Source organism: Paracoccus sp. (in: a-proteobacteria) (assembly GCF_030538755.1).
Taxonomy (GTDB): domain Bacteria; phylum Pseudomonadota; class Alphaproteobacteria; order Rhodobacterales; family Rhodobacteraceae; genus Paracoccus.
Genome location: NZ_JAUNTJ010000002.1, coordinates 174,158 through 191,502, shown reverse-complemented (window position 1 = coordinate 191,502; position 17,345 = coordinate 174,158). Strand labels below are relative to the sequence as shown.

Annotated in this window: 20 protein-coding genes; 6 read left to right on the top strand and 14 right to left on the bottom strand. The window is 65.0% G+C overall.

The window, feature by feature from the left end; genetic code table 11:
- Nucleotides 1–31: 31 nt before the first annotated feature.
- Together Q4G14_RS02045 and Q4G14_RS02040 are read right to left on the bottom strand one after the other, a co-directional pair.
- A complete protein-coding gene (locus Q4G14_RS02045) occupies nucleotides 32–301 on the bottom strand; it encodes a hypothetical protein (protein WP_303360053.1) in 270 nt (89 codons plus the stop codon).
- 83 nt (nucleotides 302–384) lie between these two features.
- Nucleotides 385–606 carry a hypothetical protein gene (locus Q4G14_RS02040; protein ID WP_303360052.1) on the bottom strand — a complete coding sequence of 74 codons (222 nt, stop codon included), beginning with the start codon at nucleotides 604–606 and terminating at the stop codon, nucleotides 385–387.
- A gap of 187 nt (nucleotides 607–793) precedes the next feature.
- Here Q4G14_RS02040 and Q4G14_RS02035 point away from each other — a divergent pair, with 187 nt between their 5' ends.
- On the top strand, nucleotides 794–1,909 hold the full coding sequence (locus Q4G14_RS02035) for a glycerophosphodiester phosphodiesterase family protein (protein ID WP_303360051.1): 1,116 nt from the start codon (nucleotides 794–796) through the stop codon (nucleotides 1,907–1,909).
- A 43-nt stretch (nucleotides 1,910–1,952) separates the two neighbouring features.
- Here the strand turns inward: Q4G14_RS02035 and Q4G14_RS02030 are convergent, their stop codons facing one another.
- Nucleotides 1,953–2,426 (bottom strand): Rrf2 family transcriptional regulator, encoded by a 474-nt coding sequence (locus Q4G14_RS02030; RefSeq protein WP_303360050.1) that lies wholly within the window; start codon nucleotides 2,424–2,426, stop codon nucleotides 1,953–1,955.
- Nucleotides 2,427–2,553: 127 nt separating this feature from the next.
- Here Q4G14_RS02030 and Q4G14_RS02025 point away from each other — a divergent pair, with 127 nt between their 5' ends.
- Nucleotides 2,554–3,324, top strand: a complete 771-nt coding sequence (locus tag Q4G14_RS02025) for a division plane positioning ATPase MipZ (RefSeq protein ID WP_303360049.1) — start codon at nucleotides 2,554–2,556, stop codon at nucleotides 3,322–3,324.
- A 49-nt stretch (nucleotides 3,325–3,373) separates the two neighbouring features.
- Here Q4G14_RS02025 and Q4G14_RS02020 read toward each other — a convergent pair whose 3' ends face one another.
- The 3 genes from Q4G14_RS02020 to pdhA are packed head-to-tail and all read right to left on the bottom strand — an operon-like array spanning nucleotide 3,374 to nucleotide 7,121.
- The gene (locus Q4G14_RS02020; protein WP_303360048.1) at nucleotides 3,374–4,675 is read right to left on the bottom strand and encodes a pyruvate dehydrogenase complex dihydrolipoamide acetyltransferase; all 1,302 of its coding nucleotides are present in this window, start codon (nucleotides 4,673–4,675) and stop codon (nucleotides 3,374–3,376) included.
- Nucleotides 4,676–4,687: 12 nt separating this feature from the next.
- Nucleotides 4,688–6,070 (bottom strand): pyruvate dehydrogenase complex E1 component subunit beta, encoded by a 1,383-nt coding sequence (locus Q4G14_RS02015; protein ID WP_303342961.1) that lies wholly within the window; start codon nucleotides 6,068–6,070, stop codon nucleotides 4,688–4,690.
- Nucleotides 6,071–6,086: 16 nt separating this feature from the next.
- Entirely contained in the window at nucleotides 6,087–7,121 is a 1,035-nt protein-coding gene (gene pdhA, locus Q4G14_RS02010) for a pyruvate dehydrogenase (acetyl-transferring) E1 component subunit alpha (RefSeq protein WP_303360047.1), read from the bottom strand.
- A gap of 156 nt (nucleotides 7,122–7,277) precedes the next feature.
- Between pdhA and Q4G14_RS02005 the strand changes: the two genes are divergently transcribed.
- On the top strand, nucleotides 7,278–7,622 hold the full coding sequence (locus tag Q4G14_RS02005; RefSeq protein ID WP_303360046.1) for a TfoX/Sxy family protein: 345 nt from the start codon (nucleotides 7,278–7,280) through the stop codon (nucleotides 7,620–7,622).
- Here Q4G14_RS02005 and Q4G14_RS02000 read toward each other — a convergent pair.
- Nucleotides 7,619–7,912, bottom strand: a complete 294-nt coding sequence (locus Q4G14_RS02000; RefSeq protein WP_303360045.1) for a septum formation initiator family protein — start codon at nucleotides 7,910–7,912, stop codon at nucleotides 7,619–7,621. The two genes, Q4G14_RS02005 and Q4G14_RS02000, sit on opposite strands and share 4 nt — an antisense overlap.
- A gap of 118 nt (nucleotides 7,913–8,030) precedes the next feature.
- Here Q4G14_RS02000 and Q4G14_RS01995 point away from each other — a divergent pair, with 118 nt between their 5' ends.
- Nucleotides 8,031–9,557, top strand: coding sequence for an ATP-dependent RecD-like DNA helicase (locus Q4G14_RS01995; protein WP_303360044.1), 1,527 nt, complete (start codon nucleotides 8,031–8,033; stop codon nucleotides 9,555–9,557).
- Nucleotides 9,558–9,697: 140 nt separating this feature from the next.
- Here the strand turns inward: Q4G14_RS01995 and Q4G14_RS01990 are convergent, their stop codons facing one another.
- Complete coding sequence (locus Q4G14_RS01990; RefSeq protein WP_303360043.1) at nucleotides 9,698–10,495, bottom strand: EcsC family protein; 798 nt, start codon at nucleotides 10,493–10,495, stop codon at nucleotides 9,698–9,700.
- A complete protein-coding gene (locus tag Q4G14_RS01985) occupies nucleotides 10,455–11,072 on the bottom strand; it encodes a GNAT family N-acetyltransferase (RefSeq protein WP_303360042.1) in 618 nt (205 codons plus the stop codon). The genes Q4G14_RS01990 and Q4G14_RS01985 overlap by 41 nt, the downstream gene beginning before the upstream one ends.
- A 112-nt stretch (nucleotides 11,073–11,184) precedes the next feature.
- Between Q4G14_RS01985 and Q4G14_RS01980 the strand changes: the two genes are divergently transcribed.
- Together Q4G14_RS01980 and Q4G14_RS01975 are read left to right on the top strand one after the other, a co-directional pair.
- Nucleotides 11,185–11,781 carry a flavin reductase family protein gene (locus Q4G14_RS01980; protein WP_303360041.1) on the top strand — a complete coding sequence of 199 codons (597 nt, stop codon included), beginning with the start codon at nucleotides 11,185–11,187 and terminating at the stop codon, nucleotides 11,779–11,781.
- Nucleotides 11,778–12,311: an adenine phosphoribosyltransferase gene (locus Q4G14_RS01975; RefSeq protein WP_303360040.1), complete on the top strand. Its 534-nt coding sequence runs from the start codon at nucleotides 11,778–11,780 to the stop codon at nucleotides 12,309–12,311. The genes Q4G14_RS01980 and Q4G14_RS01975 overlap by 4 nt, the downstream gene beginning before the upstream one ends.
- 46 nt (nucleotides 12,312–12,357) lie before the next feature.
- On the opposite strand, the gene Q4G14_RS01970 is transcribed toward Q4G14_RS01975, so the two are convergent.
- From Q4G14_RS01970 to Q4G14_RS01950, 5 genes are all read right to left on the bottom strand, one after another.
- Nucleotides 12,358–12,915: a transferrin-binding protein-like solute binding protein gene (locus Q4G14_RS01970; RefSeq protein WP_303360039.1), complete on the bottom strand. Its 558-nt coding sequence runs from the start codon at nucleotides 12,913–12,915 to the stop codon at nucleotides 12,358–12,360.
- Between the two features lie 180 nt (nucleotides 12,916–13,095).
- Complete coding sequence (locus Q4G14_RS01965) at nucleotides 13,096–14,496, bottom strand: FAD-binding oxidoreductase (RefSeq protein WP_303360038.1); 1,401 nt, start codon at nucleotides 14,494–14,496, stop codon at nucleotides 13,096–13,098.
- Nucleotides 14,497–14,644: 148 nt separating this feature from the next.
- Nucleotides 14,645–15,418 (bottom strand): MetQ/NlpA family ABC transporter substrate-binding protein, encoded by a 774-nt coding sequence (locus tag Q4G14_RS01960; RefSeq protein WP_303360037.1) that lies wholly within the window; start codon nucleotides 15,416–15,418, stop codon nucleotides 14,645–14,647.
- A 26-nt stretch (nucleotides 15,419–15,444) separates the two neighbouring features.
- Entirely contained in the window at nucleotides 15,445–16,113 is a 669-nt protein-coding gene (locus Q4G14_RS01955; RefSeq protein ID WP_303360036.1) for a methionine ABC transporter permease, read from the bottom strand.
- A complete protein-coding gene (locus Q4G14_RS01950; RefSeq protein ID WP_303360035.1) occupies nucleotides 16,103–17,161 on the bottom strand; it encodes a methionine ABC transporter ATP-binding protein in 1,059 nt (352 codons plus the stop codon). The genes Q4G14_RS01955 and Q4G14_RS01950 overlap by 11 nt, the downstream gene beginning before the upstream one ends.
- Between the last annotated feature and the right edge of the window lie 184 nt (nucleotides 17,162–17,345).

The window sequence follows — 17,345 nt, the reverse complement described above, 5'->3', positions numbered from 1 at the left end:
ATACAGGCGGCGTCTGCCCATGCGTGGCCGCTCAGGCGCGGTCCAGCAGCCGGTGCAGCCAGCCCCCGGTCTTGACCGCCGGGGTGGCGCCGACCGGATAGCCGGTCAACTGCCGCCCGCCCGCGTCGATGGTCACGCGGCCATCCCAGTAACGGCGCAGCACCGAGCCTTGGGCCGACTGGGTTCCGGCGATCGTAATGGTGGCCAGTTCGCCGCCATCGCGCCGGATCAGGTCATCATATTCATCGTAAGGGATCGGCATCGCATAGGGCGCAAGGCCCGACATGACGAAATGGTGCATCTTCAGTTCCTCCGCTGAAAACATCCTGTCGATCTGTGCCGGCACCCCGCGCGGGTGCCAGCCGGTTCAGGGCGCGGGCGTGGTCAGACCGGACCGCCGACCACCTCGGCCCGCCATCGCGCCGGATCACGGCCCCGCATCAGTTGCGCCATCACCTCGTCGGGGGTGTCGGTGCGCACGGACAGGGCAAGGCCGTTGATCCGGTGAGGCTGGCCGGTGGACAAATCGACCAGCCGCACCGAGACCGCCGCCGGGACGCAACGGGCGTTCACGAACAGGGCCGAAAGTCGCGTAAACATCGTCATCGCATCTCCTCCTTCTGGTTGCGGTCTCTTGCGATGGGTTAATTACGACATGATTCGTCGTCTTAAGCAAGAAAAAAGACGACCGCTGCGATAGATATTATTCGCCACCCCGTTGTCATGCCTGTTTCGTAATCATCGGGCATTGTGCGGCATCACGCATATTCCCCAGCCACCCAAGGATAACCCGATGATTTTCCGTACATTCTCTGCCGCGTTTCTCTGTGCCGCCGCCCTTGTCGCAGGCGCAGGCAGCGCCTTGGCCGCGCCTCTGCGCGCCGACCAGATCCTGGAGCGTTTCCGTAACGCCAACGATTGGCGCGATCACGTCATGGTTGTGGCTCATCGTGGCGCGGCCTTTGAAGGCGGGGTCGAGGTGGTGGCCGAAAATTCGCTGGCATCGCTGAACCGGGCCGTCGAGCTGGGCGTCGATATGGTGGAAATCGACGTGCGCCGCACGCTGGACGGGGTGTTCGTGGTCAGCCATGACGACACGCTGGACCGGGCGACCAACTGCACCGGCGCGGTGGCCGATACCAGTTTTGCCGCGATCAGCGGCTGCAAGCTGCTGTCCGGCCCGGATCGGGTGGAAACCGCGGAAACCGTGCCGACGCTGGCACAGTTTCTGACGGCGGCCAAGGGGCAGGTCATGATTAACCTTGATAACAAGGTCGGCGCGGACAGCATCAGGGATATTTACGATGTCGCCGAAAGCGTCGGGATGACCGATTACGTCGTCACCACCATCGCCGCCAACAGCCCCGCGCAACTGGACACCGCGCTAGAGGTGCAGGCGGAACTGGGCACCGGGGTTCAACTGATGCCGAATGTGCGCGACGATCTGATCTCGGGCCATGACCACCTTGCGGCGATCTATGACACGCTTGGCTTTGATGTCATTCAGGGCCGCGACACCTATCGCGGCGGGGCGCTGACCAGCGATGGCGGCGTGCTGTTCAATCAGGATGCGCTGGATCTGGCGACCGCCCATAACGTGCATCTGTGGGTCAACACGCTCAGCTTTCCCGAGGAACCGGATATGCGCGCGGGCGGGCGAGGCGACCACCGCGCCTTTATTCTGGGCGATCTGGACGGTTCCTTCGGGTTCTGGGCCGGTCTGGGCGTGACCATGATGCAGACCGACGAACCGGACCTGCTGATCGGCTATCTTGATGCCATGGGGCGGCGGGTGGCCTATGCGGCGGCCCCCATCCCGGCGCCGGTTCCGCTGCCTGCGGCGGGGTGGGCGCTGTTGGCGGCCATGGGCGGGCTGGCGGCGCTGCGCCGCCGCAGCACGGCGGCCTGAGGGGCAACAAGGCGCGGCCCGGCACCATCGCGGGCCGCGCCGGTTATCCGGCGTGCTGCCCTTGGGGCAGTTCGGGCAGTTCCGGCAGGCTGTCGATCTTGTTGCCGCGCAGATCGGCCAGCGTCAGCGATTCCAGCAGCAGCAGGTAAGACCAGAACACCTCGGCGAACAGGCGGCGGACGCGGCAGCTTTCTTCGTCGGCGCAATCCTCGCACCGCTGATAGGATTTCGTGGACAGGCAGGGCAGCGGTGCCAGCGGCCCGTCGATCCGGCGCAGCAGGTCAGACAGCGGCACCTGCGCGGGATCGCGCGCCAGCGCATAGCCGCCATTGCGCCCGCGCACGGACCGCAAAATCCCGGCATTGCGGATTTCCAGCAGGATATGTTCCAGAAACCGCTTGGGCGCACCGGATCGGCGGGCGATTTCCTCGATCTGCAAGGGTTTGCGGCCGGCGTCATATTCATCGGTCAGCACCGCCAGCGCCTTGAGCGCGTATTTGGTCTTTTGCGTAATCATCACTCGTCCTGCCGTCCCGCATCCTGCACGTCAGGTTACGGGCTTGTCCACAGCTTTCACGCCCGGCCCGGCTTTTCAACATCGGGCATGGCCGCTAGGGTCGCCCCGGTTCATGTGAGGCAGACCTTTGGCGCATATCATCGTCGTTGGAAATGAAAAGGGCGGGTCGGGGAAATCGACCACCTCGATGCATGTGGCCACCGCGCTGGCCCGGATGGGGCATCGCGTCGGCGCGCTGGATCTGGATGTGCGCCAGCGCAGCTTTGGCCGCTATCTGGAAAACCGGGCGCATTTCCTGAAACGCGAGGGGCTGGATCTGCCGACCCCCCGGCTGGGCGCGCTGGCCGATGGCCCCGACCCGCTGTCCCCTGCCCTGACGGAACTGGAACCCGAGTGCGACTTTATCCTGCTGGATTGCCCCGGATCGCACACCAAGCTAAGCCAGATGGCCCATACGCTGGCCGATACGCTGATAACGCCGATGAACGACAGTTTCGTCGATTTCGACCTGCTGGCGCATATGTCGCCCGATGGCAAAGTGCTTGGCCCGTCGATCTATGCCGAAATGGTCTGGGCGGCGCGGCAGATGCGGGCGCAGGCGGGGGCCGGGCCGATTGACTGGCTGGTGCTGCGCAACCGTCTGGGCACGCAGGCCATGCACAACAAGCGCAAGGTCGGCGGCGCACTGTCCAGCCTGTCCAAGCGCATCGGTTTCCGCGTCGCGCCGGGCTTTTCGGAACGGGTGATTTTCCGCGAGCTGTTCCCGCGCGGGCTGACCCTGCTGGACCTGCGCGACATCGGCACGGAACAGTTGTCGATGTCGAATATCGCCGCGCGTCAGGAATTGCGCGATCTGATCGCCACGCTGAACCTGCCGGGTGTAACGGTGGATTTCTAGGATCGGTCCGGGGTGGCCCCGGACCGATGTGTCTGGTTGACGCGCCGCCTTAGGCCAGCATCCCCATCGGGTTTTCCAGATGGGCGACGATGGCTTGCAGCAGTTGCGCGCCAAGGGCACCGTCGATCACGCGGTGATCGACCGAAAGCGTCATCGACATGACGTTGCGCACCACGACTTCGCCATTTTCGACCACCGGGGTCTGGATGCCCGCGCCAACGGCAAGGATCGCGCCATGAGGCGGGTTGATGACCGCATCAAAGTTTTCGATGCCGAACATGCCAAGGTTGGAAATCGCAAAGCTGCCGCCCTGATATTCATGCGGAGCCAGCTTTTTCGACTTGGCGCGGTTGGCGAGGTCTTTCATTTCCGATGACAGTGCCGACAGGGTTTTCTGCTGCGCATCCTTCAGCACCGGCGTGAACAGCCCGCCTTCGACCGCAACCGCAACCGCCACATCCGAGGGCTTGAGCTTTACGATCCGGTCGCCGGCCCAGATGGCATTGGCGTCGGGCACCTCTTGCAGGGCCAGTGCGCAGGCCTTGATGATAAAGTCGTTGACCGACAGTTTCACCCCGCGCGATTCAAGCTGTTTGTTCAGCGTGGCGCGGAATTTCATCAGCTCGTCCAGCTTGGCCGACCGGCGCAGGTAGAAATGCGGGATGGTCTGCTTGGCCTCGCCCAGACGGGCGGCGATGGTGCGGCGCATCCCGTCGAGGGCGACCTCCTCGATTTCGCGGCCTTCATACATCTTGAGGATGGTTTCAGCCGAGGGACCAGCCGCCGGTTTGGCGGCAGCGGGGGCAGCGGCGGCCGGGGCGGCTGCCTGAGCCGGGGCGGCGGCCGCGCCGGGCTTGGCGCCTTCGACATCGGCCTTGACGATCCGGCCGTGCGGGCCGGTGCCTTTCAGCGCCGACAGGTCGATGCCCTTTTCCGCCGCAATCCGCCGCGCCAGAGGCGAGGCAAAGACGCGGTTGCCATCCCGGCTGGGGGCGGCAGGGGCAGGCGCTGCCGCCGCAGGGGCCGCCGCCGCAGCAGGCGCGGCTTCGGCCTTGGGCGCGGGGGCATCGGCCTGCGCCTTGGGCGCGGGCAGATCATCCGCGCTTTCGCCTTCTTCGATCAGCACGGCGATGGCCGTGTTCACCTTGACCCCGGCGGACCCTTCGGCCACCAGAATCTTGCCGACGATGCCTTCATCGACGGCCTCGAATTCCATCGTGGCCTTGTCGGTTTCGATTTCGGCCAGAATATCGCCGGATTTGACGGTATCACCCTCTTTAACCAGCCATTTGGCCAGCGTCCCTTCCTCCATCGTGGGGGACAGGGCGGGCATCAGGATTTCGGTTGCCATGATCGTTCCCCCTTACCGATAGGTGACTTTTTTGACCGCCGCCACGACCTCATCAGCCGTAATCAGCGCCAGTTTTTCAAGGTTGGCCGCATAGGGCATGGGCACGTCCTTGCCGGTGCAGTTGATGACCGGGGCATCAAGGTAATCGAAGGCGTTTTCCATGATATAGGCCGACAGGTGGTTGCCGATGCTGGCCACCGGGAAGCCTTCTTCCACGGTCACGCAGCGATTGGTTTTCATCACCGAGGCGATCACCGTGTCATAGTCGATCGGACGCAGGGTGCGCAGGTCGATCACCTCGGCGTCGATGCCATCCTCGGCCAGCTTGTCGGCAGCGGCCAGCGCATGGGCCATGCCGATGCCAAAGCTGACGATGGTCACGTCGCTGCCCTTGCGGGCGACGCGGGCCTTGCCGAACGGGATGGTAAAGTCGGGCAGGTCCGGCACCTCGAAGCTGCGGCCATACAGGATCTCGTTTTCAAGGAAGATCACCGGATTCGGGTCGCGGATCGCGGTTTTCAGCAGACCCTTGGCGTCGGCGGCGGAATAGGGCTGCACGACCTTCAGACCGGGAACCTGCGCATACCAGGCGGCGTAATCCTGGCTGTGCTGCGCCGCCACGCGGGCCGCTGCGCCGTTCGGGCCGCGGAACACGATGGGGCAGCCCATCTGACCGCCCGACATATACAGCGTTTTCGCGGCCGAGTTGATGATGTGGTCCATCGCCTGCATGGCGAAGTTGAAGGTCATGAATTCCACGATGGGCCGCAGACCGGCCAGCGCGGCACCCGTGCCGATACCGGCAAAGCCGATTTCGCTGATCGGGGTATCGACCACGCGGCGCGGGCCGAACTTGTCCAGCAGACCTTGGGAAATCTTGTAGGCGCCCTGATATTCGCCAACTTCCTCACCCATCAGGAACACGGTGTCGTCGCGTTCCATTTCTTCGGCCATGGCCTCGCGCAGGGCTTCGCGGACGGTCATGGTCTTCATCGGCGTGCCTTCGGGCCAGTCGGGGCTGTCGTCGGGCTGCGGGGTTTTCACCTGCTCGACCGCCGAAGCCGCAGGCTGATCGTCGGCCTTTTTTTCCTCGTCCGAGGATTTGGCCTGCGCGGGTGCGCTGGCGCGGGGGGCGGCGTCTTCCACCGACTCGCCTTCTTCGACCATGACGGCGATGGGGGTATTCACGGCCACGCCTTGCGACCCTTCGGCCACAAGGATCTTGCCCAGAATACCTTCATCGACCGCCTCGAATTCCATCGTGGCCTTGTCGGTTTCGATTTCGGCGATGATGTCGCCGGCCTTGATCGTGTCGCCCTCTTTCTTCAGCCATTTGGCCAGCGTGCCTTCCTCCATGGTCGGCGACAGGGCGGGCATCAGGATTTCGGTTGCCATGTGTTCAGCCCTCCCCTCAGGCGTTTTCTTCGGCGCTGCCTTGCGGCAGATCGCTGGCATAAATGTCAGTCCACAATTCGCTTTCGGCCGGTTCCGGGCTTTCCTTGGCGAATTCGGCGGAATCGTTCACGATGTCCTTGATTTCCTTGTCGATGGATTTCAGGTCATCTTCGGTTGCGTGGCCGCCTTGCAGCAGCATGGTGCGCACATGTTCGATGGCGTCGCGTTCGTCGCGCATTTTCTGCACTTCTTCGCGGGTGCGGTATTTCGCCGGGTCCGACATCGAGTGCCCGCGATAGCGATAGGTCATCACCTCAAGGATATACGGCCCCTTGCCAGCGCGGCAATGCGCCACGGCCTTTTCGCCCGCCGCCTTGACGGCCAGCACGTCCATGCCATCGACCTGTTCGCCGGGAATGCCGAACGCCTCGCCGCGCCCGAACAGCGTCGTCGATTTGGTCGAGCGTTTGACGCTGGTGCCCATGGCATACTGGTTGTTTTCTATGACGAAAATCACCGGCAGCTCCCACAGCTCGGCCATGTTGTAGGTTTCATAGACCTGCCCCTGGTTCGCCGCGCCGTCGCCGAAATAGGCGAAAGTCACGTTGTCATTGCCCAGGTATTTGTCGGCAAAGGCCAGACCGGCCCCCAGCGGCACCTGCGCCGCCACGATGCCGTGGCCGCCGTAGAAATGCTTTTCGCGGCTGAACATGTGCATGCTGCCGCCCTTGCCTTTGGAATAGCCGCCCTCGCGCCCGGTCAGTTCGGCCATGACGCCGCGCGCGGACATGCCACAGGCCAGCATATGACCATGGTCGCGATAGCTGGTAATGCGCTTATCGCCCTCTTTCGTGGTGGCCTCAAGACCGACGACGACGGCTTCCTGCCCGATATACAGATGGCAGAACCCCCCGATCAGGCCCATGCCATACAACTGGCCCGCCTTTTCCTCGAATCGGCGGATCAAAAGCATATCGCGGTAATAGGTCAGCAATTCTTCTGCGGATGTGTTGGATTGCGCTGTCTTTGCGGCGGCGGGTTTCCGGGCCATGCAGGCTCCTCCTTTAGGGCTGGCGGAATAGTTCAGCGTTAAACCATTGGTTAACCCATCACAAAAGCGCCTGCAATGCGGCTTGTGTGCGCGCAAGGTCGCATTGCGCCGCAAGGGCCGAGATGGCAGACTGCCCCATCAACACAGTGAGGCAGCATGTCACAGCGTTTGCAGCAGGCGCAGGCCGTAGCCGATGAATATATCGACCGGCTGTCGGATTGGGCGGCCCTGACCAGCCGCCCGCTGTTCGGCGGCGTCGGCATCTGGCGCGGCGGGCATGTCTTTGCCATCGCCTGGCAGGGCGAGCTTTACCTCAAGGTCGATGACCACACGCGCGCCGAGTTCGAATCCGCCGGATCGCAGCCGCTGGAATATGTCAGCCGGGGCAAGACGCAGGCGCTGACATCCTTTTGGGCCATCCCCGCCCATGTGGCCGAGGATGACGACCGTCTGACCCTCTGGGCCGAACGCGCATGGCAGGCGGCGGCGGACGCAGCCTAGCGGATCACCGCCTCATCCCCGCGGACAAAGCCCAGCACGGCGCGGGCGCGTTCGTCCAGCAGGTCCAGATCCAGATATTCATCGGACAGACGCCGGGTCAGGTTCTGCATCTCGCTGACTTCGGCGCGCAGGCGGTCGCGTTCCTCGGCCAGTTCGGCGGTTTCCGCCTCGATCTGGACGCGGCGCAGGATGCCGGATGGGCCTTGCACGGCAGCAAAGGCAAAATACAGGCCCAGTGCGACGACCACCAGAAAAAAGATCACGGATGACAGGGGGAAACGCTGGCTCATGTCTGCTCGGGTTCTTGTTTTGCGCCGACTATGCCACAACGGGGCGGCAAGGGGAATCCCGCCTTTGCGCGGCATCTGCCCCCTTCGCTTTCACCGCCGCCCGCGCTATGGGGGGCGCATGACCCTTCCCGCCCTTTCCCCCGATCAGGCCGAAGCCTGGGATGCCCTGGCCGAAGCCTTTGCCCAGGCCGGCATCGACCTGACGGCCGAAGAAATCCTGCCGCCCCAGCCCGGCAAGGGGCGGGTCATGGCGGTGATCGGCAAGGCCGGTTCGGGTAAAACGATGCTGCTGGCAGGCATCACCCGCGCCCTGCGCGATGCCGGGGTCGAACTGGTCAGCGGCGATTACGAAGGCCGCCGCCGCAAGGACCGCCGCACGCTGGCCGTGCTGGCCCCCACCAACAAGGCCGCCTTCGTGCTGCGCACACGCGGCGTGCCGGCCACGACGATCCATCGCATCCTTTATACGCCGGTTTACGACCCCGAATATGAACGCATCGCCGAATGGCTGGCGGGCGAGGGCACCCGCCCCAAGATCGAAAGCCTGACGGACGAGGCGCTGGACCGTGCCAAGGCATTCTACGATCAGCACGCCTCGATCCCCGGCGCACTGGCGGCGGCGGGCCTGCGCGGGTCGGATTTCATCAAGGGCTGGAAACGGCGCGAAGACGGGCTGGACGTTGGCCTGATCGACGAAGCCTCGATGCTGGACGACCGCCAGTTCGACGACCTGCGCGAGATTTTCCCGCTGCTGGTGCTGTTCGGCGACCCGGCGCAGCTGGCCCCGGTGGGGCAGTCGGGGCAGATGGTCTTTGACAAGCTGGCCGCGCCGCAGCGGCTGATCCTGAACCGCATTCACCGGCAGGCGGATGACAGCCCGATCCTTGATCTGGCCCATGCGCTGGCCGATCCGGCACTGGATTTCCGCGCCTTCGAGGCAATGGTGCGCGATGCCGCCGCCCGCGATCCGCGCGTGGTCTGGGCGGAACGGGTCGAATCCGACCTGATGGCGCGCAGCCCGGTGCTGGTCTGGCGCAACGCCACCCGCATCCGCCTGATCCACGCCTTTCGCACCGTCCATGGCGCGCCGGGCGATGCCCTGCTGCCCGGCGAACCGCTGATCTGCGACGGGCTGGAACTGCCGCTGAAACACCGCAAGAAACGCATCGACCTCGAGGCACGCGGCCTTATCAAAGGCGCGCAGGTGGTCTATCTGGGACCGGGCAGCAAGCCGGGCTTTTCCCGCCTGCACGTCATCGGGGCCGAAGACCCGCGCGTATCGGTCGCCAGCATCGTCAAGATCGAGATGCCCGACATCGAGGAACCCTTCATCCCCTATGCCGCCCGCATGGGCGCGGCTTTTCTGCACGGGGCGGCAATCACGATCCACAAGGCGCAAGGCTCGCAATGGCCCGATGTGCAGGTCTTCGGCCCCGACATCGCCGCCGCTGCATGGTCGAACCGGACCGAGGCCGACCTGCCATTGTGGAAACGCCTGACCTATGTGGCCATCACCCGCGCACAAAACCGCCTGCTGTGGATCACACAATCCCGGCTGGCCCGCCCCTCGGGCGCGCTGGACACCACGGACCTGACCGCAACAGCAGCAGCCCTGTCGCTAGAGGCGCAGGGTGCCGATGGCTAACCCCGCGCTGCCGTAAAGATCTTGTGCCCAAAGGTGCGTATTTGGGCAAACAGGAAGCCCGCCGTTTCCTGTTTGTCATAAATACGCATGGCGGAACGAGGCCGCAGGCGCGACGTATGAGGGTGAGCGCGGGCGCGCCGTCAGGCCCGGCGCACTGTCCGCTGACGGTCTTGCAGGGACAGGATCGCCAGCCGCAGCCGTTCGTTCAGCGCCTCTTTCGGGATACCGCTTTCCTGTGCCAGACGCAGGGTGCCGAAATGCACCCGCGCCAGTTCCTGATAATAGCGGGTGAAGGTGTAGTTGATGCTGGCCCCGGCAAAGGCCCCCAGCACCGGCACCGCCTGCGCCGCCAGTTTCTGCCCCAGCACGGCGGACAGGCGCGGGGCGACGCGGGCGATCAGGCCCTGAATGGTCTGCCCTGTCACCGACAGCTTGGCGGCCAGCAGGCCCAGATCGGTGGCGTCATCGGCGGCGATCGGTCCGGCTGCGGCAAAGACGCGCAGCGCCTCGGCGCGGATGGTTTGGTCTTCGGGGTCAAAGCCGTGTTCGGCGGCGATTTCCAGAATGGCGCGCGACAGCAGCGTGACCGTGACCGGCGTTTCGACCACCGCCCCGGCCAGCCCACCCACGCCACCTGCTGCACCGCTGACGGCCGAGGCAAAGCGGTTGAACCAGTCACCCCGGTCGCGCACCACCCGGCGCGACCCGGCGGCGGCGTCAAAGGCCCGCGTCAGCGCCGCCGATGTGATCCGGTCCATCCGCTTGCGCACCGGAGCAGGCAGCCGGGCGATCAGCCCTTCGGCGCTGGTGCCGATGGATTGCAGGATCTCCATCCCCATACCGCCCGCATCAACATAGCGGCGGGCCAGCCGCTGGATCGCGGCGTGAACGGTCGGATCATTGATCGGCGGCAGAACCACCTGATTTTGTGCGGTCATCTTTCCCATCCCTGGCACCTGCGACCTCGACGCAGGCTGAACCGATATGGGAACCGCGGGCCAGTTCTGCCAGCCCTGCCAGCACACCGCCCGGTTCTTCGCGGGTGACGGCGCCCGAAATGCCGTCCCAGGCACCGGGCTGCAAGGCCAGCCCCAGCACGCGGTCGGGGTTGGTGGGCGGCGGCATCTCAACCCCATCCAGCCGGGTAAAGCCAAAGCGCGCGTAATAGGGCGCATCCCCCACCAGCAGCACCCGGCCCCAGCCCAGACGGCGCGCCCGGTCCAGCGAATCGCGCATCAGGATCGCGCCCAGCCCCTCGCCCTGGGCGGTGGGGTGGACGGCGATGGGGCCAAGCAGCAGCGTGGCCCGCCCGCCCACACGCACCGGCCAGAACCGGATCGCCGCCAGCAGAATGTTCGCCGAATCGCGCAGCACAAGGCACAGGTCCGCCACCTTGGGCACGCCGTCGCGCAGGCGATAGGACGACAGCGCCGTCCGCCCCGGTGCGAAACACAGGTCATAAAGCGCCTCGACCTCGGGCGTATCCTGATCGGTTTCGGGACAGATTTCGAACATCGGACCTCTGGCTGGTGCGGGGCCGGATACCATGCAAGCCGGGGGATGCAAGGGCGCATTGCACAAGCCGCGCCCTGATGGCAGGTTGCGTCAAAGCCAAAGGTTGATCCCCATGTTCTACAGACCCGAAACGGGCCACGGCCTGCCGCATAACCCGCTCAACGCGATCATCGCCCCCCGCCCCATCGGCTGGATTTCCACGCGCGGGCCTGCGGGCGACAATCTGGCGCCCTATTCCTTTTTCAACGCCGTGGCCTATGTGCCGCCGCAGGTGATGTTTGCCTCGACCGGGGCCAAGGACGACCGCCGCGGCACCAAGGACAGCGTGGCCCAGATCGCGGAAACCGGGGTGTTTTGCGTCAATATCGGCGATGGCAGCATGGCGCAGGCGATCAACGCCACCTCGGCCGCGCTGCCCGCCGGAACCAGCGAGTTCGACGCCTGCGGCATCACCACCGCAAATTGCACCACCATCAACGCCCCGCGCGTGGCCGGGGCCGCCGCCGCGCTGGAATGCCGCCTGACCCAGATCATCCGGCTGGCGGGCGAGGCGAATTTCGCCGTATTCGGCGTCGTCACCGGCGTGCATCTGCGTGATGACTGCATCATCGACGGTCGTTTTGACCTGCGCGGTCCGGGATGGGTGGCGCGGCTTGGCTATAAGGATTACGCCACCGTCCACGACACATTTGAACAGGACCGCCCATGAGCCGCACCGTCCGCGACTATATCCGCACCATCGTCGATTTCCCGCACGAGGGGATCGTCTTTCGCGATGTCACCACGCTGTTTGCCGACGCGCGGGGCTTTCGCATGGCCATCGACCAGTTGCTGCACCCCTATGCCGGCCTGCGCATAGACAAGGTGGCGGGGCTAGAGGCGCGGGGCTTTATCCTGGGCGGCGCGGTGGCGCATCAGATGTCCACCGGCTTTGTCCCGATCCGCAAAAAGGGCAAGCTGCCCGGCACCGTCATTTCGCAGGCTTACGCGCTGGAATACGGCGAAGCCGTGATGGAGGTGCATGACGACGCCATCAAGCCCGGCGAAAAGGTGCTGATCGTCGATGACCTGCTGGCCACCGGCGGCACCGCCGAGGCCGGGATCACCCTGTGCCAGCGTCTTGGGGCGGAAATCGTCGGCTGCGCCTTTGTCATCGACCTGCCCGATCTGGGCGGACGCGCCCGGCTGGAGGCATTGGGCATCGAGGTCCACGCCCTGACCAGCTTTGACGGCGGTTAAGCGATACGGGCGGTGCCATCCGCGCCGCCCATTCCGCCGATCTGCATTATTTCCTGGCGATATAGGCGCCGATCAGCCCGGAATCGGGATGATCTACATCGCTGACGACCAGCGAACCCACGACAGCCGCAGCCCCCGCCCCATAAAAGCCGCCGTCGGTTTCGCCGCTGACACGGATGCGCGTGCCGTTGCTGTCGGTCAGACGCCCGGCCACATCGGCCTCGAACCGGCGACCGTCGATCTGGCCATCGCTCAGCGTCAGTTCGCCTTGCACCGAATTGTTGTCCTTGTCAGCGAACTGATAAAAGCGCCCGTCCATGGTCTGACGGTCGAAATTGGCCCTCAACTGCACCCGGCTGGCAAATTCCGGGTCGTTCAGCGCCATATCCGCGCTGCGGCCACCGCTCATATAGCCGTTATAGGTTGCCCGGCCCTGCGTCGGGGCTATGACGGAATTGGCCTGCGCCAACTCTTGATCCAGCGCCAGCAGCCCATTGCGCATGGCGTCAAACGACACCCGCGACGGATCGCCAGACGGCGAGGAACTGCTGCTGCCACCACCGCCACAACCTGCCAGCACGGCGACCATCGCAACGACACCCATTCGGATTGCGTAACCCATCACATACTCCACCAGTGTTAATGCCGTTATCACTGACGCCGATGGCCGCACAAAGGCAATCGCCATCCGCATGAATTGACGAAATTGCGATGAAAACACCCTCTGTTGCGATAGTTACCCCTACCCCGCGCAATCGGCAGCAGGTGCCGCCTGAACAAATGTTCAGCCCAGAACCGCGCCCGGATTCATGATTCCCTGCGGGTCCAGCGCGGCCTTGATGGCGCGCATCGCCGCCAGCCGCCCCGGATCACCCCAATGCGCCAGATCCGCCACCTTCAGCCGCCCGACGCCATGTTCCGCGGAAAACGAGCCGCCGCGCTCGACCACCATCTGATGCAGATGCCGCGACAGGCCCGCGCGCTGCTGATCGTAATCCTCGCGCCGCCGCCCCGGTGCGGGGAACAGGTTGTAATGCAGGTTGCCATCGCCCAGATGACCAAAGCAATTCACCCGCATATCCCCCTGCCCGGCCAACCAATCGCCTGCATCGCGGATAAACCCGGCCACCTCGGTCAGCGGCAGGCTGATGTCATGGCTGGCAATCGCACCGATACGGCGGTTGGCGTCGGGGATATGTTCGCGCAGGGTCCACAGATCAGCCGCCTGCGCGCCTGATTGCGCGATCACCCCGTCGCTGACCAGCCCGGCTTCGGCGGCCTCGCCGAACAGCCCCTCCAGCGCGTCGGCGGCGCTTAACCCGGCCGGCAACCCCACCTCGATCAGCACCGACCAGTCGGGCGGTTGGGGAAAGGGCTGGCGAATATCCGGCAGAACCTCGGCCAAAAAGCGCAAGCCCTGCCCGCCGATCAGTTCAAACGCCGTGACCCCACCCGCCATCCGCGCCTGCGCCAAAGCCAGCAGACGCAGCGCAGCCTGCGGGCTTTCAACGACCAGCATCGCAACGCCGGTTTCAGCAGGCACCGGGGCCAGCACCAGACTGGCGGCGGTGATGATGCCCAGACTGCCCTCGGCCCCGATCAGCAGATCGCGGATGGCATAACCGGTGTTATCCTTGCGCAGCCGCCGCAGATCGCGCATCGGCGTGCCATCGGGCAAAACCGCCTCGACCCCCAGACACAGCGCGCGGGCGGAACCATAACGCAGCACGTTCACCCCTCCCGCATTGGTGGACAGCACCCCGCCAATCTGCGCCGTCCCCTGCGAGGCCAGCGACAGCGGAAACTGCATCCCCACCCCCGCCGCCGCATCACGGGCAGCCTGCAAGGTGACACCGGCCTCGGCCAGCAAAACCCCCTCGTCAGGGTAAACCGCCCGCACAGCCGCCATCCGTTCCAGCGACAGGATCAAAGGTGCCGGGCCATCCGGCATCACCTGCCCGCCAACCAGCCCGGTGCCGCCCCCACGCGGCACCACCGCCACCCGCGCCGCCGCACAGGCCCGGATCACCGCCGCCACCTCGCCCGGATCACGCGGCGCGGCCACCAGACCGGCCTGCCCCAGATACCGCCCGCGCGGCTCGTCCAGATAGCCGGGCGAGACCTCGCGCAGAACCCCCTCGGGCAAAACCCGCGCCAACCGCTCATCTGCCGGGTTCAAAGGCATCCTTGCTCTCTCAATATCCTACCGGGCAAAAAGGCTCAGGAAAAACCCGATGCCCCTAACAAACGCCCGACCTCATCTTTGGTCCGAAAAATATCCCACGGGGGTCCGGGGGTGTGAAACCCCCGGCCTTTGGGCGGCCCCGCGCCGATTACCAGCTTGGCAGAACCGCGCCGTCGTATTTTTCCTCGATAAAGGCTTTGACCTCGGGGCTGTGATAGGCCTCGACCAGTTGCTGGACCCAGGGTTCGTCCTGCGTGCCGTTCTTGACCACGATGATGTTCACATAGGGGCTGTTTTCTTCCATCGCGATGGCGTCATCCTTGGGGTTCAGCCCCGAGGCCAGCGCATAGTTGGTGTTGATGACGGCAACATCCGCATCGGCCAGCGCGCGCGGCAGTTGCGCGGCGTCCAACTCCATAAAGCGCAGGTTTTTCGGGTTTTCGGTCACATCCAGCGGGCTGGGGACAAGGCCGGTGCCCTCGGCCAGCTTCAGCACGCCTTTCTGTTGCAGCACCAGCAGCGCGCGCCCGCCGTTGGTCGGGTCGTTCGGAATGGCAACGCGCCCGCCCTCGGGCAGATCGGCCAGATCCTGAATCTTGCTGGAATAGACCCCCATCGGCGTGGTGATGGTGGTGCCGACCTCGACCAGATCAAAGCCGCGGTCATTGATCTGGTTTTCCAGATAGGGCCGGTGCTGGAAGCTGTTGGCGCTCAGATCGCCATCGGCCAGCGCCTGATTGGGGACGACGTAATCAGAAAACTCGATCACGCGGATGTTCAGCCCCTTGGGGGCAGCGACCTTGGCGACTTCTTCCATGATCTCGCCATGCTCGCCGGGGGATACGCCCACGGTGATGTCGGTGGCCATCGCGGCGGCTGCCAACAGTGCGATGGCGGAAACGAAAGTGGTCAGTCGCAGCATGTCAGTCTCTCCTTCTTCTGCGAAAATCAGTGGCCCTTGGGGGCGCGCTTGTCCACGCGGGCGGCGATCCATTCGCCGATGGATTGCACCAGTTGCACCATCACGATCAGGATCACCACAACGGTCAGCATCACATCCGGCATGAACCGCTGATAGCCATAGCGGATGCCCAGATCGCCCAGGCCTTCACCGCCAACGGCACCGACCATGGCGGAATAGCCGATCAGCGACACCACTGCCAGCGTCAGTCCCAGCGTGATGCCCGGCAATGCCTCGCGCAGCAGAACCTTGCGGATGATCTGCACCGGCGTCGCCCCCATGGCGCGGGCAGCCTCGATCAGACCGGCGTCCACCTCGCGGATGGCGTTTTCGATCAGCCGGGCGATAAAGGGCGCGGCGGCGATGGTCAGCGGCACGATAGCCGCGTTGGTTCCAATGGATGTGCCGACAATCGCCCGCGTAAACGGGATGATCGCCACCACCAGGATGATGAACGGAACCGAGCGGGCGGCGTTCACCACCAGCCCCAGCACCTTGTTCACCCATGGCGCCGACAACAGCTCGCCCCGCTGCGAGGTGGCCAGAAACACCCCCAACGGCAGGCCGATCAGCGTGCCCAGCAGGGCCGATATGGCGACCATGTAAACGGTCTGCCATGTGGCGGTCATCAGCAGCGCGATCAGATTAGCCGACATAGCCAAGCACCTCGGTCAGCAGGCCGTGTTGTTCCAGAAAGCCCCGCGCCTCGGGCGCACGGGCGGCATCGACGGCGATCAGCAGGTTACCAAAGGGATGCGGGCCGATTTCCTCGATCGCGCCAGCCAGAATGTTGACGCCGATGCCCATCTGCCCGGTCAGCCGCGCCAGCATCGGATCGGTGGCATGCACACCGGCAAAGGTCACGCGGATGATTTCCTCGCCCCCCGTGGCCGGACGATCCGGCAGCATACGGCTGGCGATGAATTCGGGCAGGCGAATGCCGGTGACGGCGGACAGGAACGACTGTGTGGTGGCGTGCTGCGGGCGCACGAACACGTCATAGGTCGGCCCGCTTTCCACGATACGCCCGCCGTCAATCACCGCCACATGGCTGGCGATGTCACGCACCACCGCCATTTCGTGGGTAATCAGCAGGATCGTCAGCCCAAGATCGCGGTTGATCTCGCGCAGCAAGGCCAGCACCGTCTGCGTGGTTTCCGGGTCCAGCGCCGAAGTCGCCTCGTCCGACAACAGCACGCGCGGGCGGGTGGCCAGCGCACGGGCAATGCCGACGCGCTGTTTCTGCCCGCCCGACAGTTGCGCCGGGTAACGGTCGGCCAGCGCGTTCAGCCCCACCTGTTCGATCAGTTCCGCCACACGCGGGCGGATTTCGCCATCCGGCACCCCGGCGATTTCCAGTGGCAGCGCGATATTGCCCGCCACCGACCGCGAGGCCAGCAGGTTGAAATGCTGGAAAATCATCCCGACCTGCCGCCGGATCGCGCGCAGATCGCCGCCGCGTGCCGCGCCCACATCGCGCCCGCCCACGGTCACGGTGCCGCTGGTCGGACGCTCCAGCCCGTTGACCATGCGCAGCAAGGTCGATTTGCCCGCGCCGGATCGCCCGATGATGCCGCAGATCGCGCCCGGTTCGACATGCAGCGTCGCATCATGCAGCGCCGTTGCGCCGCCTGCAAAGGTCTTGCCCACGCCGTCAAAGGTGATCGCCGCGCCGCGGCTGGTGTCTTGTGCCGGTTCTGCCATGATACCCGGCGAGTTGCCTTATTTGCAGTCGGCACACAAGGGCGCCGCCGCAAAAAAGACTGCGGTTCCGCCCACCCTGCCGCAACCCGAAACCGCATTCCGGCAAAGCCGGGCCGGGCGGTGCGCGGTTCTTTTTGCGCCGCTCAACCTCATGCCCCCTTTACATACACGCGCGAATGTTTGA